Annotated in this window: 24 protein-coding genes; 16 read left to right on the plus strand and 8 right to left on the minus strand. The window is 71.8% G+C overall.

Annotation, left to right across the window (positions count from 1 at the left end):
* Window positions 1-221: 221 nt before the first annotated feature.
* A complete protein-coding gene (locus ACIRD8_RS06290) occupies window positions 222-704 on the plus strand; it encodes a GNAT family N-acetyltransferase (protein ID WP_403986885.1) in 483 nt (160 codons plus the stop codon).
* Window positions 705-764: 60 nt separating this feature from the next.
* Here the strand turns inward: ACIRD8_RS06290 and ACIRD8_RS06295 are convergent, their stop codons facing one another.
* The gene (locus ACIRD8_RS06295) at window positions 765-1,151 is read right to left on the minus strand and encodes a VOC family protein (protein WP_403986888.1); all 387 of its coding nucleotides are present in this window, start codon (window positions 1,149-1,151) and stop codon (window positions 765-767) included.
* 341 nt (window positions 1,152-1,492) lie between these two features.
* Between ACIRD8_RS06295 and ACIRD8_RS06300 the strand changes: the two genes are divergently transcribed.
* Window positions 1,493-2,080 (plus strand): DUF6328 family protein, encoded by a 588-nt coding sequence (locus tag ACIRD8_RS06300; protein ID WP_403986891.1) that lies wholly within the window; start codon window positions 1,493-1,495, stop codon window positions 2,078-2,080.
* Between the two features lie 4 nt (window positions 2,081-2,084).
* On the opposite strand, the gene ACIRD8_RS06305 is transcribed toward ACIRD8_RS06300, so the two are convergent.
* From ACIRD8_RS06305 to ACIRD8_RS06315, 3 genes are all read right to left on the minus strand, one after another.
* Entirely contained in the window at window positions 2,085-2,924 is an 840-nt protein-coding gene (locus ACIRD8_RS06305) for a VOC family protein (RefSeq protein WP_403986894.1), read from the minus strand.
* Between the two features lie 102 nt (window positions 2,925-3,026).
* Complete coding sequence (locus ACIRD8_RS06310; RefSeq protein WP_403986897.1) at window positions 3,027-3,944, minus strand: cation diffusion facilitator family transporter; 918 nt, start codon at window positions 3,942-3,944, stop codon at window positions 3,027-3,029.
* Between the two features lie 26 nt (window positions 3,945-3,970).
* The gene (locus tag ACIRD8_RS06315; protein ID WP_403986900.1) at window positions 3,971-4,315 is read right to left on the minus strand and encodes a DUF6479 family protein; all 345 of its coding nucleotides are present in this window, start codon (window positions 4,313-4,315) and stop codon (window positions 3,971-3,973) included.
* A gap of 88 nt (window positions 4,316-4,403) precedes the next feature.
* Here ACIRD8_RS06315 and ACIRD8_RS06320 point away from each other — a divergent pair, with 88 nt between their 5' ends.
* The 8 genes from ACIRD8_RS06320 to ACIRD8_RS06355 all read left to right on the plus strand — a co-directional run bounded on the left by ACIRD8_RS06320 (window position 4,404) and on the right by ACIRD8_RS06355 (window position 14,480).
* Window positions 4,404-5,369 carry an LLM class F420-dependent oxidoreductase gene (locus ACIRD8_RS06320; RefSeq protein WP_403986903.1) on the plus strand — a complete coding sequence of 322 codons (966 nt, stop codon included), beginning with the start codon at window positions 4,404-4,406 and terminating at the stop codon, window positions 5,367-5,369.
* A 358-nt stretch (window positions 5,370-5,727) separates the two neighbouring features.
* The gene (locus tag ACIRD8_RS06325) at window positions 5,728-6,123 is read left to right on the plus strand and encodes a hypothetical protein (protein WP_403986906.1); all 396 of its coding nucleotides are present in this window, start codon (window positions 5,728-5,730) and stop codon (window positions 6,121-6,123) included.
* A 36-nt stretch (window positions 6,124-6,159) separates the two neighbouring features.
* Window positions 6,160-6,732: a 2Fe-2S iron-sulfur cluster-binding protein gene (locus tag ACIRD8_RS06330; RefSeq protein WP_403986909.1), complete on the plus strand. Its 573-nt coding sequence runs from the start codon at window positions 6,160-6,162 to the stop codon at window positions 6,730-6,732.
* Complete coding sequence (locus ACIRD8_RS06335; RefSeq protein WP_403986912.1) at window positions 6,729-7,724, plus strand: FAD binding domain-containing protein; 996 nt, start codon at window positions 6,729-6,731, stop codon at window positions 7,722-7,724. The genes ACIRD8_RS06330 and ACIRD8_RS06335 overlap by 4 nt, the downstream gene beginning before the upstream one ends.
* Before the next feature lie 45 nt (window positions 7,725-7,769).
* Window positions 7,770-9,866, plus strand: coding sequence for a xanthine dehydrogenase family protein molybdopterin-binding subunit (locus tag ACIRD8_RS06340; RefSeq protein ID WP_403986915.1), 2,097 nt, complete (start codon window positions 7,770-7,772; stop codon window positions 9,864-9,866).
* A gap of 153 nt (window positions 9,867-10,019) precedes the next feature.
* Window positions 10,020-10,481: an ATP-binding protein gene (locus ACIRD8_RS06345; RefSeq protein WP_124278760.1), complete on the plus strand. Its 462-nt coding sequence runs from the start codon at window positions 10,020-10,022 to the stop codon at window positions 10,479-10,481.
* Between the two features lie 147 nt (window positions 10,482-10,628).
* Complete coding sequence (locus tag ACIRD8_RS06350) at window positions 10,629-12,035, plus strand: NADP-dependent succinic semialdehyde dehydrogenase (RefSeq protein ID WP_403986918.1); 1,407 nt, start codon at window positions 10,629-10,631, stop codon at window positions 12,033-12,035.
* A gap of 57 nt (window positions 12,036-12,092) precedes the next feature.
* Entirely contained in the window at window positions 12,093-14,480 is a 2,388-nt protein-coding gene (locus ACIRD8_RS06355; protein ID WP_403986920.1) for a phosphoketolase, read from the plus strand.
* 67 nt (window positions 14,481-14,547) lie between these two features.
* Here the strand turns inward: ACIRD8_RS06355 and ACIRD8_RS06360 are convergent, their stop codons facing one another.
* Complete coding sequence (locus ACIRD8_RS06360; RefSeq protein ID WP_403986923.1) at window positions 14,548-14,955, minus strand: hypothetical protein; 408 nt, start codon at window positions 14,953-14,955, stop codon at window positions 14,548-14,550.
* 111 nt (window positions 14,956-15,066) lie between these two features.
* Window positions 15,067-16,182, minus strand: a complete 1,116-nt coding sequence (locus tag ACIRD8_RS06365; protein ID WP_403986925.1) for a chemotaxis protein — start codon at window positions 16,180-16,182, stop codon at window positions 15,067-15,069.
* A 137-nt stretch (window positions 16,183-16,319) separates the two neighbouring features.
* On the opposite strand from ACIRD8_RS06365, the gene ACIRD8_RS06370 reads away from it, so the two are divergent.
* Window positions 16,320-16,814 (plus strand): DUF1269 domain-containing protein, encoded by a 495-nt coding sequence (locus ACIRD8_RS06370; RefSeq protein ID WP_403986928.1) that lies wholly within the window; start codon window positions 16,320-16,322, stop codon window positions 16,812-16,814.
* Window positions 16,815-16,878: 64 nt separating this feature from the next.
* Window positions 16,879-18,252, plus strand: a complete 1,374-nt coding sequence (gene glsA, locus ACIRD8_RS06375) for a glutaminase A (RefSeq protein ID WP_403986931.1) — start codon at window positions 16,879-16,881, stop codon at window positions 18,250-18,252.
* Between the two features lie 30 nt (window positions 18,253-18,282).
* Here the strand turns inward: glsA and ACIRD8_RS06380 are convergent, their stop codons facing one another.
* On the minus strand, window positions 18,283-19,107 hold the full coding sequence (locus ACIRD8_RS06380) for an endonuclease I family protein (RefSeq protein WP_403986934.1): 825 nt from the start codon (window positions 19,105-19,107) through the stop codon (window positions 18,283-18,285).
* A 212-nt stretch (window positions 19,108-19,319) separates the two neighbouring features.
* On the opposite strand from ACIRD8_RS06380, the gene ACIRD8_RS06385 reads away from it, so the two are divergent.
* Both ACIRD8_RS06385 and ACIRD8_RS06390 read left to right on the plus strand, forming a co-directional pair.
* Window positions 19,320-19,532, plus strand: coding sequence for a hypothetical protein (locus ACIRD8_RS06385; RefSeq protein WP_403986937.1), 213 nt, complete (start codon window positions 19,320-19,322; stop codon window positions 19,530-19,532).
* Between the two features lie 71 nt (window positions 19,533-19,603).
* Window positions 19,604-20,761, plus strand: a complete 1,158-nt coding sequence (locus tag ACIRD8_RS06390) for a methyltransferase (RefSeq protein WP_403986940.1) — start codon at window positions 19,604-19,606, stop codon at window positions 20,759-20,761.
* A gap of 6 nt (window positions 20,762-20,767) precedes the next feature.
* Here the strand turns inward: ACIRD8_RS06390 and ACIRD8_RS06395 are convergent, their stop codons facing one another.
* Window positions 20,768-21,211: a hypothetical protein gene (locus ACIRD8_RS06395; RefSeq protein WP_403986942.1), complete on the minus strand. Its 444-nt coding sequence runs from the start codon at window positions 21,209-21,211 to the stop codon at window positions 20,768-20,770.
* 139 nt (window positions 21,212-21,350) lie between these two features.
* Here ACIRD8_RS06395 and ACIRD8_RS06400 point away from each other — a divergent pair, with 139 nt between their 5' ends.
* Complete coding sequence (locus tag ACIRD8_RS06400) at window positions 21,351-22,241, plus strand: oxygenase MpaB family protein (protein ID WP_403986945.1); 891 nt, start codon at window positions 21,351-21,353, stop codon at window positions 22,239-22,241.
* A gap of 34 nt (window positions 22,242-22,275) precedes the next feature.
* Complete coding sequence (locus tag ACIRD8_RS06405; RefSeq protein ID WP_403986948.1) at window positions 22,276-24,525, plus strand: tetratricopeptide repeat protein; 2,250 nt, start codon at window positions 22,276-22,278, stop codon at window positions 24,523-24,525.
* Window positions 24,526-24,528 lie beyond the last annotated feature (3 nt).

Raw genomic sequence — 24,528 nt, forward strand, 5'->3', positions numbered from 1 at the left:
TTCACTCTCGTCAACCCCTTCCGGTTCGGGCCCGGTTCGGTGTACGGGCCGGGCTGTGCGCACCAGGCGTGTACCCACTGGACGGCGTTCAAGCAGGTGGATCAAGCCGAAGACGGAGCGTGAGGGGCTGTCGGCGCTCCCGCCCACCCTGACGTTGGGGAAGGCTGCCGAGGACGCCCGGGAAGAGGCGGTCCGGGCCCGAAATGCGTAATACTCACCTCATGAGACCGAGCATTACGGACCGGCGCGACGGCGTCCACATCAGGCGAGCCGTCGCACGGGACGCCAAGCGGCTCACCCGTCTGGTCACCAGGTCCCGCGCCTACGAGGGCCCGTACGCGCCGATGGTCGCGGGATACAAGGTCGGCCCGGACTACATCGAGGCGCACGCCGTCCACGTGGCCGTGGATGAAGACGGCCGGGTGCTGGGGTTCTACGCGCTGATCCTGTCCCCGCCGGAGCTCGACCTGATGTTCGTCGCCGACGACGCCCAGGGGCGGGGTATCGGGCGGCTCCTCATCGGTCACCTGCGCGACGAGGCCCGGAGTGCGGGTCTCGCCGCCGTGCGCGTGGTCGCGCACCCGCCGGCCGAGGGGTTCTACCGAGGCGTCGGCGCCGAACGCACCGGCACCGTCGTGGCCCGCCCCCCGGCGGTGATGTGGGACCGCCCCGAGCTGACACTGACGGTCGACGCCGGCCCCTGAGCCGAACGGCCCGGCCGGATCAATGATCGCGGCCGGGCTGATCGTGGGCTCCGGGACGGACTAGGACCAGCCGCCGTACGGCCGGGTGATGAGCTCCATCCCGTGACCACTGGGATCCGGGAAGTACACCCCGCGTCCGCCGTCGTTGTGGTTGATCTCGCCGGGGTGCTTCTTGTGGGGATCGGCGTAGTACGTGATCCCCTGCGCCTCGATGTGGCCGAAGGCCGTGTCGAACTCCGCCTCCGAGATGAGGAACGCGTAGTGCTGCACGGTGATCGATCCGGCGGGAACCGTCGCGTAGTCCAGCGTGACGCCGTTCGCGAGGACGACCGGGATGAAGGGCCCCCACTCGGTTCCGACGGTGAGACCCAGGATGTGCGCCAGGAACTCCGCGGACTCGCGGTTGTCCAGGCTGTGAACGATGGTGTGATTCAACTCGACCGACACTGTGGAATGCCTCCAACGGGCATCTCACGGGCTACCTCCACGCCTCACCCGGACGGTGACCGACGCGCGATGCCGTACCTCGATCCTAACGACCTCACCCATGATTGTCAGGGGCGTCACCGACCGCGTGGTCACGGTCCGTCGAGGCTCTGCCCCTGACCCGGCGGCGACGCAAGGATCCCGGCCGCCGGTGTGGTGGATTCCCCCGCGGCTGCCACCATGGAGAACATCGGCGGGCGCACTGCCCGCGGCTGCCCGGCCGCCGCGCGACGCGGGCGGTCCAGGATTCACGGGGGCTCCTCGGGGAACCAGTACCACCTCGACGAGGTGGGGAGGCATCGATGGGCCGGAGACCGCGTGGCGACGGCAGAGGCGGGGAGCCCGGAACGAACCCGCTCAGCGGACGGCACGAGACCGAGGAGGAGCGGGCGGACCGGCAGTGGGGCGACCTGCTCCAGGAACTCCGGGTCGCGCAGACCGGTGTCCAGATCCTGTTCGGCTTCCTCCTCGCGGTGGTCTTCCAGCCCCGCTTCGCCGACCTCTCGACCGTCGACAGGAACATCTACGTCGTGACCGTCATGCTGGGGTCGGCGACCGCGGCCGCGCTGATCGGGCCCGTGTCGTACCACCGGCTGCTCACCGGGCGCCGGATGAAGCCGCAGACGGTCATCTGGGCCTCACGCCTGACGAAGCTGGGGCTCGGTCTGCTCTTCGGCACGATGTGCAGCGCGCTGCTGCTCATACTGCGGGTGGCGCTGCACAACGTCGTGGCCCTGTGGCTGGTCGGCGGGATGGCCCTGTGGTTCCTGGTCTGCTGGTTCGTGTTCCCGCTCTGGGCCATCGCCCGGGACAACCGCCGGCCCGCCGACGGGGGAGAGGCCGACGGGGGAGAGGCCCCGGACTCCGAGGACTCCGGCCCGCGTCCCTGACCTCTCAGGTCCCGTTCTCGTCCTCGTCCACACCCACCGGGCTGCGTACGTCCGTCACGGTGAAGAGCCCGCCGTCCGGGTCCCGCAGCGTCGCCTCGCTGCCGTACCGCACGTCGCGCCGCTCCATGAGGGTCCCCCCGTTCCGCTCGGCGGCGAGGACCGTGGCGCCCACGTCGGGGACCGGGAACTGCACCTGCCAGTGCGGGCGCACCTGAGGGTCGGGAGCGGCCTCCACGGCGCCCGAGCTGATCCGGGCCAGCGGGCGCCCGTTGCAGCGTACGAGCACCTCTTCCTTCACGTACGAGACCTCGCAGCCGCCCGGCTCCCCGCTCGCCCAGCCGAGGACCTCGCCGTAGAAGATCGCAGCGTCGAAGGCGTCCCTGGTGCGCAGGCGGAGCCAGGCGTGCGCGCGGTTCCCCGACGGCGCGAGGGTGGCCGCGCGCCCCGTCCACTCCCAGACCCCGAAGGACGCGCCGTCCCGGTCGGCGGCCAGGACCGCGCGGCCCGTCCCGACCGGCAGCGGGCCCACGGCCACGGTGCCGCTGCGTTCGCGGATGCGGTCCGCGACGACACCGGCGTCCCGGACCGAGAAGTAGGGCATCCAGGCCACGGCCACCTGGTAGGCGGACGCCACCGCGCCGATGCCCGCCACCGGCACTCCGTCGGAGCGCGCCATCAGGAAGTCCCTGCCCAGCGGTCCGGGGCGGAACGTCCAGCCGAGGACGGGGCCGTAGAAGCGCCGCGCGTCCTCCAGGTCGCGGGTCACGAGGTGGACCCAGCAGGGGGCGCTCGCGCCGCTCAGCACCGCCGGTTCCGGCGCGGTCCGCGGATCGCTAGGAGTCATGGTCCACTGCCTTATCGTTCTGCGGCATGACTTCTTCGGTGCCGCGCGGCCAGGACCAGCCTCATGCGCCCGGACGACTCCCGCAACACGCGGCGGCCTCGGTCACACCCCGCCCCGGGGCGGCGCGTTCGTGATGTCGAGGAAGACGTGCTCGGCCTCCGGCCACGACCGGGCGATCGACCGCTTGATCCGCACCGCGACCCGCTCGACCTCCTCGCTGTCGATGCCGGGCGCCAGATCGACCCTGGCCGCCACCAGCACCGAATCGAGACCGAGGCCCATGGTGAACAGGGCAGCGACGTTGTCGATCTCGGCCTGGGCCGTGAGGAACTCCTCCACGCCCCGGCGCAGACCGGGTTCGGCGGACTCCCCGATCAGCCGGTCACGGGCGTCCCTGCCGAGCCGGAAGGCGACGTAGACCAGCAGCAGGCCGATACCCAGGGAGGCCGACGCCTCCCACACGACGTCTCCCGTGACGAGGTGCAGCACCATCCCCGCCATGGCCAGCACCACACCCAGTACGGCGGTGCTGTCCTCGGCGATCACCGTCCTCAGCGCGGGGTCGCGGGCGGCGCCGCCCTTCTCACCGCGGAGCTGGACCAGCGCGCGGACCAGGGAACTGCCTTCCGCGAGGAGCGCGACCCCGAGGACGATCAGGCCCGCCGTGTATCCGTCGGGTGACTCCTGCTCGTTCCTGCCGAGCGCCTCGATCCCCTGGAAGAACGAGAAGCAGCCCCCCACGACGAAGATCCCGACGGCGGCCAGCAGCGACCAGAAGTAACGCTCCTTGCCGTACCCGAAGGGGTGATGGGCGTCGGGAGGGCGGCGGCTGCGCCTGAGCGCGGCCAGCAGGAAGACCTCGTTCACGCTGTCCGCCACGGAGTGGGCGGCCTCGGACAGGAGGGCGGGGGATCCCGACAGGAATCCCCCCACCCCCTTGGCCACGGCGATGACGAGGTTGGCGGCGAGCGCGACCAGGATCGTGATCCGTGTTCGGCGGTCGGACTTCGACCGGTTCATGTCCCCCCCATCCGTCGGTGCCGCCGTCAGTCGCGCGGGCGCTCGGGGTCGGGGCCGGGCTCGGGCGGAATCACCTCGTTGCCGTGGTCGCTGAGCTCGTACGGTGTCATGGCCCGGCCGTCCTCGGGGAAGCGGTCCGAGCCGTGCTTGTCGCTCTCCAGGATCTCCGTACGGTGATCCGGGCGGGCCGGCTGCTCCTCGGGGCGCGGGGGCGGCGATTCCTTGTCCCGGCGCCGCATGCCCCACCAGAAGGCGCCGATCAGCAGAACCACCACGGCGAGCCCGACGACGCCGACGATCACGCCCACCGCGCCCCGGCCGTCGGCGAGTGTGGCGGCGAGCGAGTCCCTTGCTCCGTTCGTTACGTCCATGCATGGCGCATACCCCGGGGGGTCGATCACAGACAGCCGTTTACACGAATTCATGTTTTATGACGATGTCACGGTAAATGTGTTTCGTATGGTTCAAATCGGCTACACGATGATGACCGAGCAGGCAGGTCCGCGAGCCCTCGTCGAGGACGTGGTCGCGGCGGAGCGGGCCGGATTCGATTTCTCCGTCACCTCCGACCACTACTTCCCCTGGTTGGCTTCCCAGGGGCACGCGCCCTACGCCTGGTCCGTCCTGGGCGCCGCCGCGCAAGCCACGTCCACGATCCCCCTGATGACGTACGTGACCTGCCCGACCACCCGCTACCACCCCGCGGTGGTCGCCCAGAAGGCGGCGACGCTCCAACTGCTCGCCGAGGGCCGTTTCCGTCTCGGCCTCGGTTCCGGGGAGAGCCTCAACGAACATGTCGTGGGCGCGGGGTGGCCCTCGCCCCATGTCCGTCTGGAGATGCTCGAAGAGGCCGTACGGATCATCCGCGCCCTCTTCGACGGTGGCTACGTCAACCACCACGGCACCCACTTCGACGTGGAGAACGCCAAACTCTGGGACCTGCCCGACAGGCGTGTCCCCATCGGGATCGCGGTCTCCGGGGAGAAGTCCTGCGAACTCGCGGGCACCCTGGGCGACCTGGTCATCGCGACGGAACCCAGGAGCGAGCTGCTGAGCGGGTTCGACCGGCACGGTGGGGCCGGGAAGCCCCGGGTGGGACAGGTGCCCGTCTGCTACGACCCCGACCGGGACGCGGCGATCGACCGCGCCCACGACCAGTTCCGCTGGTCGCTCGGAGGCTGGAAGGTCAACTCGGAGCTGCCCGGCCCCTCCGCCTTCGACCAGGCGACCCGGTTCGTACGCAAGGAGGACATCGCCGACGCGATCCCCTGCGGCCCGGACGTCGACGCGTTCGTCGAGGCCGTACGCCCCTACAGCGAGGCGGGCTTCACCGAGGTCGCCCTCGTCCAGGTCGGCGGGGCCCACCAGCGGTCCTTCATCGAGTGGGCCCGGAGCACCCTCCTGCCGGCGCTGCGCGAACTGTAGGCCCTCGGGATACGGAGCGGGCGGTCCCACGTTTCCCCGTCCCACACCGGGTACGAGATCTTTCGCGGGCCCGCCCGTCGAGACCTCGCTCGTGTCGCCGACACGGAGCCGTGGGGCGAGCCTGGAGTCAGTCCCCGGACCGCTGGAGGAATCGCGATGGGAGCAGGCAACCCGCTCGGCCGCCGGCCCGTGCACCGGCAGCCGGCCGACGATGATCCATGTGGACCCGCGCTTCACCCGTACGAGCGCACTGTCCGGCCTCTTCGTGCCCATCCGGGCCGGCAGCGACATCGCGTTCCTCGGCCACCGCTGCCGCCGCCGAACAGCGCTCACGGCGCTCCCAGTGAAAGGAATCCAGGTGAACAGCACGCAGGAACAGACTCAGGAACACCAGGAGAGCGGCGACGTCGTGGTGGCGGTGACAGGCTGCCCCAAGGAGGACGCGCGCACCGTGTTCGACGTGCTGCGCCGCTCGTTCGTCTCCGACCGCGCTGCGGGGGACACCCCGCAGGAGGCATCGGAGACGCGCCCCACCGTGTGGACGGCGACCGTCGACGTCTCCGAGACGAAGACCGGCCCCGGGCCCTCGCAGCTCTCCGTGCCGGTGATGGTCGAGGCACAGGGCGGCTACTGGGCCGTCGACCGCCTCCGCAAGCACCTGGCGGACGCGTTCACCGTCCGGCTCGTCGGGACGGCGGCGGGCGACCAGGAGCAGGAGATCCGTCTGCGGCTGGAGAGCCACCGGCCCGCCTGACGACCGCACGACCCGAACCCGGAAGGTAACGCGCACATGAACGCCACCCCGGGGACCGTCGACGCGGAAGCGGCCCAGGTGCCGACTCCCGACGACTGTTCCACCTTCACGCTGTACGTCAACGGCACCGCCCGGACCCTGACGCTCGATCACCGCACCACCGTGCTGGACGCCCTGAGGGAGCACCTCGGGCTCACGGGTGCCAAGAAGGGCTGCGACCACGGCCAGTGCGGAGCCTGCACCGTGCTCGTCGACGGCCGGCGCGCCAACAGCTGCCTCCTGCTCGCAGTCGCCCAGGAGGACGCCCACATCACCACCGTCGAGGGACTGGCCGAGGGCGACCGGCTGCATCCGCTGCAGTCGGCGTTTCTGGAGAGGGACGCGCTCCAGTGCGGCTACTGCACCCCGGGGCAGATCTGCTCGGCGGCCGGCATGCTCGGTGAGGCCGAGGAGGGCTTCCCCTCGCACGTCACCCCCCGGGCCTCGCTCGCCGCCGGAGGACCGGTCGCGCTCGACGCGGACGAGATCCGCGAGCGGATGAGCGGCAACCTCTGCCGGTGCGGCGCCTACCCGCACATCGTCGAGGCGATCGAGGACGTGGCCCCGTGAAACCCTTCGCCTATCTGCGCCCCGCATCCGTGGCCGAAGCCGTCCGCGCCGGTGCCGGGCACCCCGGCGCGCGCTTCCTCGGCGGCGGTACCAACCTCGTCGACCTGATGAAACTCGGTGTGGAGTCGCCCGGCCTGCTCGTCGACGTCAGCCGGCTGCCGCTGGGCCGGGTCGCGCGGACGGACGACGGCGGTCTCCGGATCGGAGCGACCGTACGCAACAGCGACCTCGCCGCCCACCCTGGCGTACGGAGCGGCTACCCCGCCCTGTCGCAGGCCCTGCTGGCCGGTGCCTCCGGGCAGCTCCGCAACACCGCGACCACCGCCGGTAATCTGCTCCAGCGCACCCGGTGCCCGTACTTCCAGGACGTCTCCAAGCCGTGCAACAAACGGGTGCCGGGCTCGGGCTGCCCCGCCAAGGAGGGAGCGCACCGCGACCTCGCGGTGCTGGGCCACTCCGAGGACTGCGTCGCCACCAACCCCTCGGACATGGCGGTCGCCCTCGCCGCCCTGGACGCCGCCGTCCTGCTGCACGGACCCGAGGGGGAGCGGACCGTGCCCGTGACCGACTTCCACCGGCTGCCCGGCGACAACCCGGACCAGGACACGGTGATCCGCCCGGGCGAGCTGATCACCGAAGTGGTCCTGCCGCCGCCGCCCGCCGGTTCCGTCTCCCTGTACCGCAAGGCCAGGGACCGCGCCTCGTACGCCTTCGCCCTGGCCTCCGTCGCCGCCGTGCTGAGCGTACGCGACGGCCGGGTCGAGCGTGCCGCACTCGCCTTCGGCGGGCTCGCGCACCGGCCTTGGCGCGCCCGGGTCGCCGAGGACGTGCTGCGTGGGGCCCCCGCGAACGAGGACACCTTCGCACGCGCGGTGGGCGCCGAGCTCGAAGCGGCCAGACCTCTGCGCGACAACGGTTTCAAGGTGGACCTGGCCTTCCGGCTGGGCGTCGGCGCGCTGGCCGAACTGACCACCCCCGGCGTACCCGCCTGACCCGCCGTCGCCCTCCCCGCACACCGACGAACCGAGGACTCCGTCATGAGCGACTCCCCCCAGGCGCTGGGCGCGCCCGTACTCCGCCGCGAGGGCCGGGACAAGGTCACCGGCGCCGCCCGCTACGCCGCCGAGCACACCGCGCCGGGCCGTCTGTACGGCTGGATCGTCCCCGCCGCCGTCGCGAGCGGCCGCGTCACCGCGATCCGTACCGCCGACGCGCTCGCGGTGCCGGGGGTGCACACCGTCCTGACCCAGGACAACGCGCCACGGCTGGAGGAGCCCGACGACCCGATCCTCGCCGTGCTCCAGGACGACCGGGTGCCGCACCGGGGCTGGCCCGTCGCACTCGTCCTGGCCGAGAGCCTCGAATCCGCGCGGGCCGGCGCGGAAGCCGTGTACGTCGAGTACGCCACCACCGGCCACGACGTCGTCCTCACCGCCGGCCACCCGGGCCTCTACACCCCCGAGGAGGCGAACGGCGGCTACCCGGCCCTGCGTGAACGCGGCGACGCCGTGCGCGCGTTCGACGCCGCACCCGTGCAGATCGACGCCACCTACACGCTGCGGGGACTGCACAACCACCCCATGGAACCGCACGCCTCCACCGCGCGGTGGGCCGACGGACACCTGACCGTCCACGACTCCAGCCAGGGGTCGACCGCCGTGCGCGAGAGCCTCGCCAAGGCCCTCGGGCTCGACCGGGAGCACATCACCGTCATCTCCGAACACGTCGGCGGCGGCTTCGGCTCCAAGGGCACCCCACGCCCCCAGGCCGTCCTCGCCGCGATGGCCGCACGGCACACCGGCCGCCCGGTCCAGCTCGCCCTGCCCCGGCGGTACATGGCGGCGGTCGTCGGGCACCGGGCGCCCACCCTGCAGCGGGTCCGCCTGGGCGCCGACCGCGACGGCGTCCTCTCCAGCGTCTCCCACGAGATCGTGACGCAGACCTCGCGGATCAAGGAGTTCGTCGAGCAGGCCGCCGTGCCCGCCCGCATCATGTACGCCTCGCCCCACAGCCGCACCGAGCACCGGGTGGTGGCACTCGACGTGCCCAGTCCGTCCTGGATGCGCGCGCCGGGGGAGGCATCGGGCATGTACGCCCTGGAATCGGCCATGGACGAACTGGCGAACGCCCTCGGGCTCGACCCCGTCGAGCTGAGGCTGCGCAACGAACCGAAGACCGAACCCGACAGCGGGCGCCCCTTCAGCAGCCGCGGCCTCACGGCCTGCCTGCGCGAGGGAGCCCGCCGCTTCGGCTGGTACGACCGGGACCCGCAGCCCGCCACCCGCGAGGAGGGCCCCTGGCTGCTCGGCACGGGGGTCGCCTCGGCGACGTACCCCGTCCTCGTCTCCAAGGCGGCGGCCACCGCACAGGCCGCTCCTGACGGCTCCTACCGGATCGGGGTCAACGCCACCGACATCGGCACCGGCGCCCGCACCGTCCTCGCGCAGATCGCCGCCTCGGTCCTGGACACACCCCAGGAGAACGTGACGGTCGACATCGGCAACAGCGATCTGCCCCCCGCCCCCGTCGCGGGCGGCTCCTCCGGCACCGCCTCCTGGGGCTCCGCGGTGCACAAGGCGGCCACCACGCTGGCAGGCCGGCTCGACGGGCACACCGGGCCGATCCCGCCGGAGGGCATCACCGTCACCGCCGACACCGGCGAGGAGACGGCGCAGGAGTCCCCGTACGCACGGCACGCCTTCGGTGCCCACTTCGCCGAGGTGGCGGTCGACTCCCTCACCGGCGAGGTGCGGGTGCGCAGGCTGCTCGGCGTTTTCGCCGCCGGACACATCCTCAACTCCCGTACGGCACGCTCCCAGTTCATCGGCGGCATGGTCATGGGTCTCGGCATGGCCCTCACCGAGAGCAGCACCATGGACCCGGCCTTCGGCGACTTCACCGAGAGCGACCTGGCCTCGTACCACGTGCCGTCCTGCGCCGACGTCCCCGACATCCAGGCCCACTGGATCGACGAGGACGACCCGCACCTCAACCCCATGGGGAGCAAGGGCATCGGCGAGATCGGCATCGTCGGGACCGCCGCCGCCATCGGGAACGCCGTGCGGCACGCCACCGGTGCCCGGCTGCGCGAACTGCCCCTCACACCGGACAAACTGCTGCCCTACCTGCCGTGACGCCCGGTGCCCGACCCTCTCGGTTGCGCAACCGGCCCCGTCGGGTCACCCTGATGAGTGACCCAGAAGTGATTACTGCTCACGCTTCGTGTTCGGGGGTCGTTGGTTCAAACGGGGTGAAGCACGTGGGCCTCGCGGTGAGGAGCCTCGACGATGACCGTTCCACTCGACCGGCACTATCTGGTCGAACTGCAGGTGTCGGCAGAGCGCATTTCCCAGCTGCGGCGCATAGTCGCCGCACACCTTCGTCACTGGAGTCTCGACCTGCACGTCCGGCCGGTGTGCCGGGCCGCGGAGGAGCTCCTGACGAACGTCCAGCGACACGTCGGCGACGACAACCACTGCGTCGTCGAACTCCGCTGGAGCGGCCGGCACCTGACGGTGTCCGTGGCCGACAACGATTCCCGGATGCCCCGGCTGCTCGACGGCGGTGGCGGCGGCCTCAGCCGCGTCATGGCCCTCAGCGACAGCTGGGGCACCTGCCGGACCACCGACGGCAAGGTCGTGTGGTTCACGCGCTACGCCGAGTCGCCGAGTACCACCGGGCTGCTCCCGCGTACCCCGCTCCCCGGCGGACGTACGTTCCTCAGCGGCCCGGTCGCCGAACTCGTGTGACCGACAGCTGTGCCGGCCCCGGCCGGTGCGGACGGCGTGCCCGCGGCACGCATGATCCGCGCCGGCCGGGTACGTGTGCGTGAGGGTCGCGTTGCGCGCCGGGGCGCGGCGCGGCACGGTCGAAGAACAACGCAAGGAGGCACTGCCATGCCCATCGCGACGGTCAATCCCGCGAACGGCGAGACGCTCAGGACATTCGACGCGCTGGACGAGGGGGAGACCGAGCGCAGGCTCGCCGCCGCGCACCGCGCGTTCCGCAGCTACCGCACCACGGACTTCGCCGAGCGCGCCCGCCTGCTGAACCGGGCCGCCGATCTCCTCGACGAGGACCAGCAGGACATCGCCCGCACCATGACCACCGAGATGGGCAAGCCGGTCAAGGCCGCCCGGGCCGAGGCCGCCAAGTGCGCCAAGGCCATGCGCTGGTACGCGGCCAACGCCGAACGGCTGCTCGCCGACGAGCACCCCGACGAGGCCGACGTGAAGGACTCCGGTGCCTCCCGCGCCCGGGTGCACTACCGGCCGCTGGGCGTCGTGCTCGCCGTGATGCCGTGGAACTTCCCGCTCTGGCAGGTCATGCGGTTCGCCGCGCCCGCCCTCATGGCGGGCAACACCGGCCTGCTCAAGCACGCGTCGAACGTTCCGCAGACCGCCCTGTACATCGAGGACCTGTTCACCAGGGCCGGGTTCCCGGCCGGCTGCTTCCAGACGCTCCTGATCGGCTCCGGCGCCGTCGAGGCGGTCCTGCGCGATCCGCGGGTCGCCGCCGCGACGCTCACCGGCAGCGAACCCGCGGGCCGCGCCGTCGCCTCCGTCGCGGGCGACGAGGTCAAGAAGACCGTGCTGGAACTCGGCGGCAGCGATCCCTATGTCGTCCTGCCCTCGGCGGACGTCGGGAAGGCAGCCGACACCGCGGTGACCGCCCGCGTCCAGAACAACGGCCAGTCCTGTATCGCCGCCAAGCGCTTCATCGTCCACGCGGACGTCCACGACGCGTTCGCCGAGCGGTTCACGGCGGGGATGCGCGCCCTGACCGTCGGCGATCCGCTGGAGGAGTCCACCGACGTGGGGCCGCTCTCCAGCGAACAGGGCCGCGCAGACCTGGAGGAGCTCGTCGAGGACGCCCTCGCCAAGGGCGCCACCGCGCTGTGCGGGGGCGGACGGCCCCAGGGGCTGGACCGCGGCTGGTTCTACGAGCCCACCGTGCTCACCGGGATCACCCCGGACATGCGCATCCACCACGAGGAGACCTTCGGCCCGGTGGCCACGCTCTACCGGGTGGCGGACCTGGGCGAGGCCGTGGAGGCCGCCAACGACACGCCGTTCGGGCTCAGTTCCAACGTCTGGACGCGCGACGAGGGGGAGATGGACCGCTGCGTACGGGACCTGGAGGCCGGCGGGGTCTTCTTCAACGGCATGACGGCCTCCCATCCCGCGCTGCCCTTCGGCGGCGTGAAGCGCTCCGGTTACGGGCGCGAGCTGGCAGAACACGGAATCCGGGAGTTCTGCAACATCACCACCGTCTGGTACGGCCCCGGCTCGGACACGGTCTGATCCGAACGGGACGACCCAGCCCGGACGCAGCCCCGTCATGCCCCAGGGAGAAGCCCGATGACCGACGCCCGCACACCGTCCGGGGCATCCGCCCTGTCCGACGCCGAGACCGAGGCGCTCGACGCCCACTGGCGCGCCGCCAACTACCTCGCGGTCGGCCAGATCTATCTGATGGCCAACCCCCTCCTGGAGGAGCCGCTGGCCCCCGAGCACATCAAACCGCGGCTGCTCGGTCACTGGGGCACCTCACCCGGGCTGAACCTCGTCCACACCCACCTCAACCGGGTCGTCAAGACGCGGAACCGGCCCGCCCTCTGCGTCTGGGGGCCGGGTCACGGCGGTCCCGCCGTCCTCGCCAACTCCTGGCTGGAGGGCAGCTACTCGGAGATCTACCCCGACGTCAGCCGCGACCGTGCCGGAATGGGAGCCCTGTTCAAGCAGTTCTCCTTCCCCGGCGGTGTACCCAGTCACGTGGCGCCCGAGACCCCCGGTTCCATCCACGAGGGCGGCGAACTGGGCTACGCGCTCACCCATGCCTACGGCGCGGCCTTCGACCACCCCGAGCTGCTCGTCGCCTGCGTCGTCGGGGACGGGGAGGCCGAGACCGGACCACTGGCCGCGTCCTGGCACTCGAACAAATTCCTCGACCCCGTGCACGACGGGGCCGTCCTGCCGATCCTCCATCTCAACGGATACAAGATCGCGAACCCGACGGTGCTCGCCCGGCTGCCCGAGGACGAACTCGACGCGCTCCTGCGCGGATACGGCCACGACCCCCTCTACGTCGAAGGGGACGAGCCCGCCACGGTCCACCGCGCGATGGCCGCCGCCCTGGACCTCGCCGTGGACCGCATCGACGCGTACCAGCGCGCCGCCCGTACCGGGGGCACCTCCGCACGGCCCCGCTGGCCGATGATCGTGCTGCGCACCCCCAAGGGCTGGACGGGGCCCGAGGAGGTGGACGGGGTCCCCGTCGAGAACACCTGGCGCGCCCACCAGGTCCCGCTGCCCGGGGTGCGGGACGATCCCGGCCACCTGCGCCAGCTGGAGGAGTGGATGCGCTCCTACCGGCCCGGGGAACTCTTCGACTCCGAGGGCCGGCCCACCGCCCAGGTCCTGGAATGTGTCCCCGAGGGCACGGCCCGGCTCGGCTCGACGCCGTACGCCAACGGCGGGCTGCTCCTGCGTGACCTGCCGATCCCCCCGCTGGAGGATCACGCGGTGCGGGTCGACGGACCGGGGTCGGTCATGCACGAGCCCACCCGGATCCTGGGCGGACTGCTGAAGGACGTCATGGCGGCAACCGCCGGCCGGAGGAACTTCCGCGTGGTCGGCCCCGACGAGACCGAGTCCAACCGGCTGGGTGCCCTGTACGAAGCCACCGGCAAGGCCTGGCAGGCCGAGGTGCTCCCGACCGACGAGCACCTGGCCCGCGACGGCCGGGTGATGGAAGTGCTCTCGGAACACCTCTGCCAAGGCTGGCTGGAGGGATACCTCCTCACCGGGCGGCACGGACTGTTCTCCTCGTACGAGGCGTTCGCCCACATCGTCGACTCGATGGTCAACCAGCACATCAAGTGGCTGCGCACCTCGCGCCGGCTGCACTGGCGCGCGCCCGTCGCCTCCCTGAACTACCTGCTCACCTCGCACGTCTGGCGCCAGGACCACAACGGCTTCTCGCACCAGGACCCCGGCTTCGTCGACCACATCCTCAACAAGAGCCCCGAGGTCGTCCGGGTCTATCTGCCGCCGGACGCCAACACGCTGCTGTCCACCGCCGACCACGTGCTGCGCAGCCGCGACTACGTCAATGTGATCGTCGCCGGAAAGCAGCCGGGCTTCGACTGGCTCACCCTCGACGAGGCCCGCGCGCACTGCGCGCGGGGGGCCGGGGTGTGGGAGTGGGCCGGCACCGAGGACGGCGGCCGCGAGCCCGACGTCGTGCTGGCCTGCGCCGGGGACGTGCCCACCCTGGAGACGGTCGCCGCGGCCGGGCTGCTGCGGCGTCACCTCCCGGAGCTCGCCGTACGCGTGGTCAACGTCGTCGACATGACCCGGCTCCTGCCTCACGAGGAGCACCCGCACGGGATGCCGGACGCCGAGTACGACTCCCTGTTCACCCGGGACAAGCCGGTGATCTTCGCCTACCACGGCTATCCCTGGCTGGTGCACCGTCTCGCGTACCGGCGCGCGGGCCACGCCCATCTGCACGTCCGGGGCTACAAGGAGGAGGGGACCACCACCACGCCGTTCGACATGGTCGTCCGCAACGACCTGGACCGCTACCGGCTCGTCATGGACGTGGTCGACCGGGTGCCCGGACTGGGGGTCCGTGCCGTCGCCGTACGGCAGGCGATGGCGGACGTACGCACCCGCCACCACGACTGGATCCGGGAACACGGTACGGACCTGCCCGAGGTGGCGGACTGGACCTGGGAGGGCTGAACGCGGGGCGACGTACTCCGGCCGGCCTGCTTCCCCGCAGGCCGGCCGGAGTGTGTGGGACCGACGCTCAGCCGACGTCGGTGCGGACGACGGGCGAAACGGTCCCGCCGCCGACGATCCTGAGGGCGTTCTCGCCCTTCATGCCGAGCTTCACACGCAGGGTGTACTCACCGCTCCGGGCGGTCCTCACCGTGGCGGGCAGGGACACCCAGTGCGCACCCTGCTTCTGCTGCAGCGTGACCGGGGTGCCGGGGCCGACGTTGCGGGCGGAGCCGTGGATACGGAACTCCTCCCAGGCCGCCACGGCGCGCGCGGTCGCGTGGGCGGAGAGGGCCGGACGCGTCGCCAGATCCTGCGCGCGCTCCCCGGACGGCGGTGCGGGGACACCGGACGACGCCGCGGCCCCGCCCACGGCGCCGGCCAGCGCCGCCGCTGTCAGCAGGGCACCGGCCGCCGCACGCCTGAATCTCTCCATGAATGGCTCTCCTTCGTGCACGGCGTGATCCGTGGGACCGACGCGGTGAGATCGACTTCGGAGCGCCAAACCTAGATAAAATTCACATAATCCTCACGCAGGGACACGCGGTCAGAAGCGCAGGACCGCCGCGAGCCTGCCGTGGTCCGCGAGGGAGTCGTCGGCGACGAAGGCCACCTCGCAGCCCTTGTCCAGGGCCGCTTCGACGAGTTCGTCGACGATGTCCTCCCGGACCTGGCCGTCCGTCGCCGGAGTGACGTCCGGGCCCACCGGCTCCAGGTGCCCGTCGGTGACCCTGACCTTCTGGTCGAAGTGTTCCTCGACCGCCACCAGGCCCGCCCGGCCCTCGCGCACGGCCAGCCACACCTCGTCGAGCCCGCCGGCGAAGGAACGGCTGCTGTGGGCGTTGTCGAGCCTGCCCTGGATCCGGGCCGCGGTCTGCTTCCGCCAGTCCTCCAGGGCCGGCCCCAGGTCCTTGGCCAGTTCGGGTGCGGTCGTCTCCGCGGTCGTCCCCTTCGCGACCCTGCCGACGGCCGGCTTCGCGCTCTCGCCGACCTCGTCGAGCAGGGAGAGTGCCTGCGGGAGGCCGACCAGGAACAGCGGACGCGGGTCCGCGGCCAGGACCCCGCGGAGCTTCTCGTCGACCGTGCGCAGGAAGTTGCGCGTGTCCTCGCTGGTGTAGGTGCTCGGAGTGTCGCCGATCTGCTCCTCGCGCTGAGGGTTGGGCTCCTCGTGCGGGGCCTTGAGCGGGAATCCGTCCCTCTTCTCGGGGTGCAGGCCGTCGTTGGTCCCCGAGAACAGGGAGGCGTGCTCCGCGGACAGGCTGAGCACCCAGAACAACTGCGCCCCGGCCTTCGCCGCGACCAGGTTGCGCGTGAGGTAGCTGTCGCTCAGGACCACTCGTTCGGGTGCGGTGCGCGGCAGTTGCCAGATCTGGTACTCGCCGGGGTCGGCGAGGATGACGAGCGATTCGAGGGCGCGGCGCTGATCCACCTCGGCCACCGCGCGGTCGAGTTGCGCCTTCACCGCGGCCCGGGCCTCGGTGGTCACCCGCGGGTCGGCGTCCAGCCGGTTGCCGGCCTCGGCCACCAGGTTCCGCAGCCGTACGGCGTCCTGGGCGTTGTCCGGCGCGCGTCGGTGGGTCGGCATCGTCAGCGACAGGGCCGGATAGGGCCTGGTCGCGCGAAGTTCCTGCAGCAGGCCGGGCGTCAGGGCGTCCGTATCCATCGTTCCCTCCCGGAGGGTTCGGGGTCCGCGGTGCTGGAGCCGCCCCTCGGCGCGGAGCGGTCGTACAACAGGTCAATTCATACCTTTTGATCCTAGTATGAGCGAATTATTCCTTCACTCTTCCGGAGGTAGATGCGATGTCCACGCTCACGGTGTGGAAGTTCCGGACGGCCGAAGGGGCGGAGAGCGTGGAGACCGCCCTGAAGTCCCTCCAGAAGGAAGGCCTGGTCAAGATCCTCGACGCCGCCGTCGTGACCTGGCCGGCGGAGCGGTCCAAGCCGAAGACCAAGCAGCTGATCAACCTCGTCGGCGCGGGTGCGCTGAGCGGCACCTTCTGGGGAATGCTCTTCGGGCTCATCTTCCTGATGCCTCTGCTGGGTGCGGCCATCGGCGCCGCGGCCGGGGCGCTCGGCGGAAAGCTCGCCGACGTAGGCATCGACGACGACTTCATCGCCGAGGTCAAGGAGAAGGTGACGCCCGGGACATCGGCGCTCTTCCTGCTCACCCTGGACGAGGTGCCCAGCCGCATCAGTGAGTCGCTGCCCGGCGGTGGCGCCGAGCTGCTGCACAGCAACCTCGACACGGAGCGTGAGGCCAAGCTCCGCGAGATCTTCGGCGACGACGCGGGATGACGGGGGAGGGCTCGCCCTTCGCGGGTCCCGCCGGAGCGCCCGTACGGCATCCGGAGGGACCCCGGTGAGTGCGTCCGAGGCCGTCACGGACACGCTGCGCGAGCTCCACGGCCGCTTCGCCGACGTGGGCGAAGGACAGCTCGCCGACTACATCCCGGAGTTGGCCAGGTCCGATCCCGACGACTTCGGGCTCGCCCTCGTCAGCATGGACGGGCACTCCTACAGCGCGGGCGCGGCGGACACCCCCTTCACCCTGCAGTCGGTGTCCAAACCCTTCGTCTACGCCCTCGCGCTGGCCGCGCTCGGCCTCGACGAGGTCGCCCGCTGGGTGGGCGCCGAACCGAGCGGCGAGGCGTTCAACGCCATCAGCCTCGAACGCGGCACCGGGCGCCCGGCCAACGCGATGGTCAACGCCGGCGCCATCGTCACCACCGCGCTGGTCCCCGACACGCGTGAGGCTCCCGCGTTCCAGCGCATCCTGACCTGTCTGAGCCGGTTCGCCGGGCGGAAGCTGGATGTCGACGAGGAGGTGTACGGATCCGAGGCCGCGACCGGGGACCGCAACCGGGCGCTCGCCTATCTCATCCGCAGCACCGGCACCCTGCCCGTCGACCCGGTGGCGGCCGTCGACACCTACTTCCGGCAGTGCGCGGTGCGGGTCACCGCCCTCGACCTCGCCGTCATGGCCGCGACCCTGGCGCACGGCGGTGTCAATCCGGTCACCGGCGAGAGGGTGGTCCCGCCCGAGGTCGCGGCGCAGGTCCTGGCGGTCATGGCGACCTGTGGAATGTACGACTCCTCCGGCGACTGGCTGCTGAGGGTCGGGCTGCCCGCCAAGAGCGGTGTGTCGGGCGGGCTGATCGCCGCAGGGCCGGCCCGGTTCGGGCTGGCCGCGTACAGCCCGCTGCTGGACGCGGCGGGCACATCGGTGCGCGGCCACGCCGCGCTCGGCGCGCTCTCGGAGCGTTTCGGGCTGCACCTCATGCGGAACCCGGCGCTGCCCGGCTCCACCGTCACGCTGGTCACCACGGCCGATGTGCTGCCCTCGGCACCGTCGCACCGGAGCGATCGCGCGCTGCGCGAGCGCGTGGGTGTCGTCGCGGCCCAGGGGGCGCTCGACTTCACCGCCGCCGAACGTGTGCTGTACGCCCTGGACGAGTCGGGCCCGGAGCAGTCGGGTTCGGTGGTGCTCGACCTGCGCGAGGTGACCGGCACCGACTCCCTAGCCCTCGCGCTGCTGCACGCCGGCCTGTCCCGGCTCGCCCGGGACGGGCGGCGCGCGGCCGTCGTCGATCCGGGCGGCCATCTGGGCCCGCCGGACCTGCTCCGGGAGCGGACCGGCCAGGACCTGCCGCGCTTCGGCTCCCGCGAGGAGGCCGCAGAGCACTGCGCGCAGGCCATGGCCGGGCCGGGTGAGCGGCCGGATCCCCGGGCGTGACCGACGGGATCCGGCAGGCCGCTGCCGGTGCTACCAGATGGCCTCGACCCACTCGGGGTGGTCGATGAACGGGTTCCGGTTGTGCTGGTACCGGTCGAATATGACCTCGTTGCGGTTCTGCTCGAAGCTGTCGGGCGGGTCCTCCTGGCTCCACTGCTTCAGCACCGAGAGCCGCCCTATGTTCGGCGCCGACCCGTTGCTCACGCTGTCGTTCGGCTCCAGATCGGCGAAGGCGTCGTCGCCCTCGTACCGCACCGCCATGTAGAGGATCATGCGGGCGACATCGCCCTTGACCGCGTCGCGCGGCTCGAAGGAGTCGCCGTCGGTGTAGTTGCCGGGCGCCCCCGAGACGGCGCTGCCGCCGTTGTCGAAGTCCTTGTTGCCACGGATGGAGTTCACCTGGACGTCCTCGGGGCGCAGGTGGTGGATGTCGGTGCCGGGGCCGGTCGCGGTGCCGAAGTCGCCGTGGGACTTGGCCCAGACGTGCTCCCGGTTCCAGTCACCTGTGTTGCCCCCGTTCTCGCTCTTGGCCTGGGAGCGGCCGGTGTAGAGGAGGATCACGTTGGAGGAGTTGGCCGGGTCCTCGTCGGTCGCCTTGAGGGCGTCCCAGACCTGGCTGTAGGAGAGGGTGGTCTGGTCGCTGATGATCGTGTGCAGCGAGCTCTTGAGCGCGGTGCCCGTCTTGCCCAGGGCGTCCTGGTAGTAGGTGTCGTCGAGTGCTGCGGCGGCGGTGGACGCCGGGGTGGCGGTCGCGGGGGTGGCGGCGGGCGCGGCGGCCGCGACGCCCGTGAGAACGACGATCGAGGCGGCTGTCGCGAGTAGTGGACGCGCGTAGATACGGCGACGACTGGACATGTGGGGTGTCCTCTCCGGGGCGGCGGAACGGGGTCGTGGTGGCCGGACGTTGACTGCTCGGTCGGGAGCCTTCCACACGCACGGTGCCGGTCGTGTGAACGTTGCGTATTCATCATGTGCAAGTCAAGTGACAGCTCTTCCGTGGGCGTCGAGGCATCGGATGCGCGGATGTCGACCCGGCGCGAGAATTACCGCAAGGACGAGGAGGCGGTATGAGCGAAGAGTCCGAATCCGTATCCGTATCCGTGCCGGAAGTGCGGGGGGTGACCCCTGACCGTCTGCTGCACACCGGAGGCGGTGATCAGCCCACCGCGGAGGATCTGGTGCTCGCCTCCGGGCGGGACCTGAGCCCCGAGAGCCTGGAGTGGGCCCAGCGCAGGCTGTCCGAGGAAGGCCGGTCCGCCATGGACAAGCGGCTCCCGTAGAAGCCGCGGGACACCTCCGGGGCGGGGAGCGTGCGGAGCGCTCCCCGCCACTCGGTTAGCCTGAACGCAATATGAACCGTTTGACGACGTCACAGGGTGAATTCGATCTCGCCCGCTTTCCCGAGAACCCGCGCGATCCGTTCCGTGCGTGGGACGCTGCCGACGAGTACCTGCTGCGGCGGCTGGAGGGGGCGGAGGGGAGCGAGCCGGTCCGTCCGTCCGGCACCGTGGCCGTGGTCGGCGACCGCTGGGGCGCCCTCACCACCGCGCTGAACGCACACAACCCCGTACAGATCACCGATTCCTATCTCGCCCGGCGGGCCACCCAGGCCAACCTGGCGCGCAACGGCGCCGCCCCGGACGCGGTGCGGATGCTGTCGGTGCGTGACACCCCGCCGGAGCGCGTCGACCTCCTGCTCGTACGGATCCCCAAGAGCCTCGCGCTCCTGGAGGACCAGCTCCACAGGCTCGCGCCCGCCGTGCACGCGGGGACCGTGGTCATCGGCACCGGCATGGTGAAGGAGATCCACACCTCCACCCTCAAACTGTTCGAGCGGATCATCGGCCCGACCCGCACCTCCCTCGCGGTGAAGAAGGCGCGGCTCATCTTCTGCACCCCGGACCCGGCCCTGCCCAGGACCCCCAGCCCCTGGCCGTACCGCTACGAACTGCCCGACGACGTCGGGGCGGTCTCCGGCCGTACGGTCACCAACCACGCCGGGATCTTCTGCGCCGAACGCCTGGACATCGGCACCCGCTTCTTCCTGAAGCACCTCCCGACGCGGACGGGGCCCGACCGCGTCGTCGACCTCGGCTGCGGGAACGGCGTCGTGGGCACGTCCGCGGCACTCGCCAACCCCGATGCCACGGTCACCTTCGTCGACGAGTCGTACCAGGCCGTCGCCTCGGCCGAAGCGACCTTCCACGACAACACCGGGGCGGATGCCAAGGCCGACTTCGTGGTCGGCGACGGGACGGCGGACCTTCCCCGGGCAAGCGTGGACCTGGTCCTCTGCAACCCGCCGTTCCACTCGCACCAGGCGGTCACCGACGCCACGGCCCGGAACATGTTCCACGGAGCGCGTACCGCGCTGCGCCAGGGTGGGGAGCTCTGGGTCGTCGGCAACCGGCACCTCGCCTACCACACCCAGCTGCGCCGGATCTTCGGCAACTGCGTCACCGTCGCAGGCGACCCGAAGTTCGTGGTGCTGCGGGCCGTCAAGCGCTGACCCGCGTCAGGAGAGGTCGTCCCGGCCGAGCCAGGACGGCACCTCCGGTACCTGTGCGTCCCAGGAGGGCGGGGGACCGGGCTCCGGTGTCCGGGGCTTCGGCGCCACCGGCTCCGTCGCCGGGGGCTCGTCCCGCACCTCCGCCTCGGCCGTTTCCGCCGCGGGCTCGGGAGCGGCACTGTCGTACAACTGCTCGGCCACCGAGAACCGGCAGTGGAAGGGCTGCCGGCGCCCGTGGACGACCAGCAGGAAACCGTCGGGCTCGCGGTACAGCTCCCGGCGTCTCGGCTCGGCGGGATGGAACGGCTCGAAGCGCTCGGCCCGGAGCCGGAGCGCGGCGAGTGCCTCCTCGCGTGTTCCCTCCACATGGCCCACGACCTCCACCGACCACGTCCACGCCTGCCGGCCGTACCCACGGTTCTCCTCGACCACCAGTCCCCACCTGGTCACGGCCCGCCCCTCTCCGTCAGGTGCGCGGTTGCGGTATGCATGTAGTCGCGCCGGACGTCATCCTACGAGTCACGATCTTCCCGGCACGGGGATCCGGACCGGCGCCCCGGTTGCACCGCCGAGCGGAAGGCAGGAGCCGATGAACGACCGGGACCCGGGGCTGTTCGGCCCCGCCTCCGTCACCTGGCAGATGCACGGCGACCCCATGATGTGGGTGGCCGGCGTCCGCGCCCTCTACCTCCAGGCGCTCCACCCGCGCGCCGTCCGCGGCGTCATGCAGAACAGTGACTTCCGCCAGGACGCCTGGGGGCGTCTGCTGCGCACGGCCGACTTCGTGGGCACGGTCACCTACGACCCCACCGAGGCCGCGGAGGGGTGCGGGGCGCGCGTCCGTAAGATCCACCGGCTGCTCAAGGCCACCGACCCGGAGACCGGCGAGGTCTACGGCGTCGACGAGCCCGGGCTGCTGCTCTGGGTCCACTGCGCCGAGGTCGACTCCTACCTCCAGGTCGAGCGCCGCTCCGGCTACCCGCTCACCGACGCCCAGGCCGACCGCTACGTCGACGAGCAGCGGGAGAGCGCCCGGCTCGTCGGCCTCGACCCGGCGGACGTCCCCGCCACGGCCGCCGCGCTCGCCGCCTACTTCGAGCAGGTCAGGCACCAACTCGCCGCGGGCCCCGAGGCGTCGGACGTCGACGACTTCCTGCGTAACCCGCCGGTACCCGCCCTGCTGACGCCGGCGCGCGCCCTGCTCTGGCGACGCGTGGCCGCGCTCGCCTACGACTCGCTGCCCGCGTACGCCCACGAGCTGTACGGCAGAGCCGCACCGCCCCCCGTGGCGGTCGACCGCCGGCTGCGCACCACGGGAACCGCCCTGCGCGCCATCCCCTCCCGCCTCCGCTGGCGCCTGCCGCCCGGGCACATCGTGAAGGCGATGGCACGTCTCGGACCGGGGAGCAGGCCCGCCCCGTACAAACTCCGCAGACAGGCAGCCATACTGGACGGGCCGGGGAGGGCGCAGCAGCGGTAGCGGGCAGCGGAGCATACGGGGGCGACAACAGGCGATGGCGGACACCACCAGGCTGATCCAGAGCCGGTACCGGCTGCTCGACATGATCGGGCGCGGAGGCATGGGCGAGGTGTGGCGTGCCCGCGACGAGTCACTGGGCCGGCAGGTGGCCGTCAAGTGCCTCAAGCCGATGGGGCCGCAGCACGACCAGGCCTTCACCCGCATACTGCGCGAGCGGTTCCGGCGTGAGGCGCGGGTGGCCGCGGCACTCCAGCACCGCGGTGTCACCGTCGTCCATGACTTCGGGGAGTCCGACGGCGTCCTCTACCTCGTCATGGAGCTCCTGGAAGGGCGCAACCTCAGCCAGCTCCTGGAGGACAACAAGCAGCACCCCCTGCCGGTGGCCGACGTCGTCGACATCGCGGAACAGGTCGCCGACGCCCTCGGCTACACCCACCAGCAGGGCATCGTGCACCGCGACCTCAAGCCCGCGAACATCATGCGCCTCGACGACGGTGCCGTGAAGATCTGCGACTTCGGCATCGCGAGGCTCGGCCACGACATCGGCTTCACCTCCCGTCTCACCGGCACCGGCATCGCCATGGGCACCCCGCACTACATGTCGCCCGAGCAGATCAGCGGAGGGGAGGTCGACCACCGAAGCGACCTCTACTCCCTGGGCTGCGTGCTGTACGAAATCGCCACCGGCGTACCCCCGTTCGACATGGACGACGCCTGGGCCGTGCTCGTCGGGCACCGCGACACCGTTCCCGAACCGCCGCGCACCCACCGCGCCGAACTGCCCAGGTTCTTCGACGAGGTCGTCCTGGACCTGCTGGCCAAGACCCCCGGGGAACGGCCGGCCGACGCCGGTGACCTGCGGCAGCGCATCGCGCTCGGGCGCACCGGCGAACAGCCGGAGATCGGACGGGTCCGGCTCGCCCCGCCCGTCCCGGTCCAGCACCCAGGAGGCAGGGCGTACCGACTGCCCTCCTGGACGCGCAACATGACGGCCGGTCACAAGGCGGGCGGTACCGCGGACCCGGGGACGGCCGCCATCGACCAGGCGACGGCGCTGACCGGGGCATGGACCACCGGGGCCGGTCCCGCGCCCGTCGTCGGCCTCCCGCCCGGGGGATCCGGCCGCCCCACGCCGCCGCCCGGGCTGCTCGCCACCCTGGCCGGCCGGCACAGCGCCGGGCTCAACCTGGGCCGCCTGGGGCACTGGGAGGAGGCGGGCGACGTACACCGCGCGGTCGCCGCCGAGCGGGAACGCGCCCTCGGCCCAGACCACCCCGACACCCTCGCCAGCAGGTACGAGGTCGGATTCACCCTCAGCCGCACCGGACGGGCCGAGGACGCGCTGCGTGAGTTCGGCCGGGTCGCCGACGGCCGCGGACGCGTCCTGGGCCCCGACCACCCCGAGACCCTCGCCGCCCGGCAGGAGACGGCGTACGTCCTCGGGCAGCTCGGCCGCCACTTCGAGGCCCACCAGGCATACGCCGCGGTGCTCGCCTCGCGGGAGCGCTCCATGGGGCCCGACCACCCCGACACCCTGCGCTGCCGCCACAACCTCGCCTTCAACCTCAGCCGGCTCGGCCGCCTGGAGGACTCGTACCGTATGGCCCGTGAGGTGGCGGACGCCCGCGGCCGCCTGCTCGGCCCGACACACCCGGACACCCTGGTCACGCTGTACGAAGTGGCTTACACCCTGGGCCGGCTGGACCGCTGGACGGAGGCCCTGCAGACCTACCGCGAGGTGGCGCAGGGACGCGCCGCCGCCCTCGGCGCCGACCACCCCGACACCCTGTCCGCACGCTACGAGGTGGGCATCAGCCTCGGCCGACTGGGCCGCAGCGCCGAGGCCCTGGAGCTTTACCGCGCCCTGGTCGAGGACCGCACCCGGGCCGGCGGCCCCGCCGCCCCCGAGACGCTCCGCGCCCGGCACGGCCTCGGCGTCAACCTGGGGCGGATGGCGCGCTGGGAGGAGGCCCTCGACGAGGCACGCGAGGTCTGCGCGATCCGGGAACGCACCCTGGGCCCCGACCACCCCGACACCCTCGTCAGCCGCCGCGAGGTCGCCGTGGGGCTGGGCTGGCTCGGCCGCTGGGCCGAGGCGCTCGCCGACTACCGTACAGTCGCCGACATCCGCGAACGGGTGCTCGGTGCCGACCACCCCGACACCCTCGCCGGCCGCAACGACGAGGCGCACTGCCTGGAACAGCTCGGCCGCAGTGCGGAAGCCGTGGACCTCTACCGGCGGGTCGCCGACGTGCGCCGGCAGCGCGGGATGCCGCCCCACTGACCG

Source organism: Streptomyces sp. NPDC102451, from assembly GCF_044765485.1.
Lineage (GTDB): Bacteria > Actinomycetota > Actinomycetes > Streptomycetales > Streptomycetaceae > Streptomyces.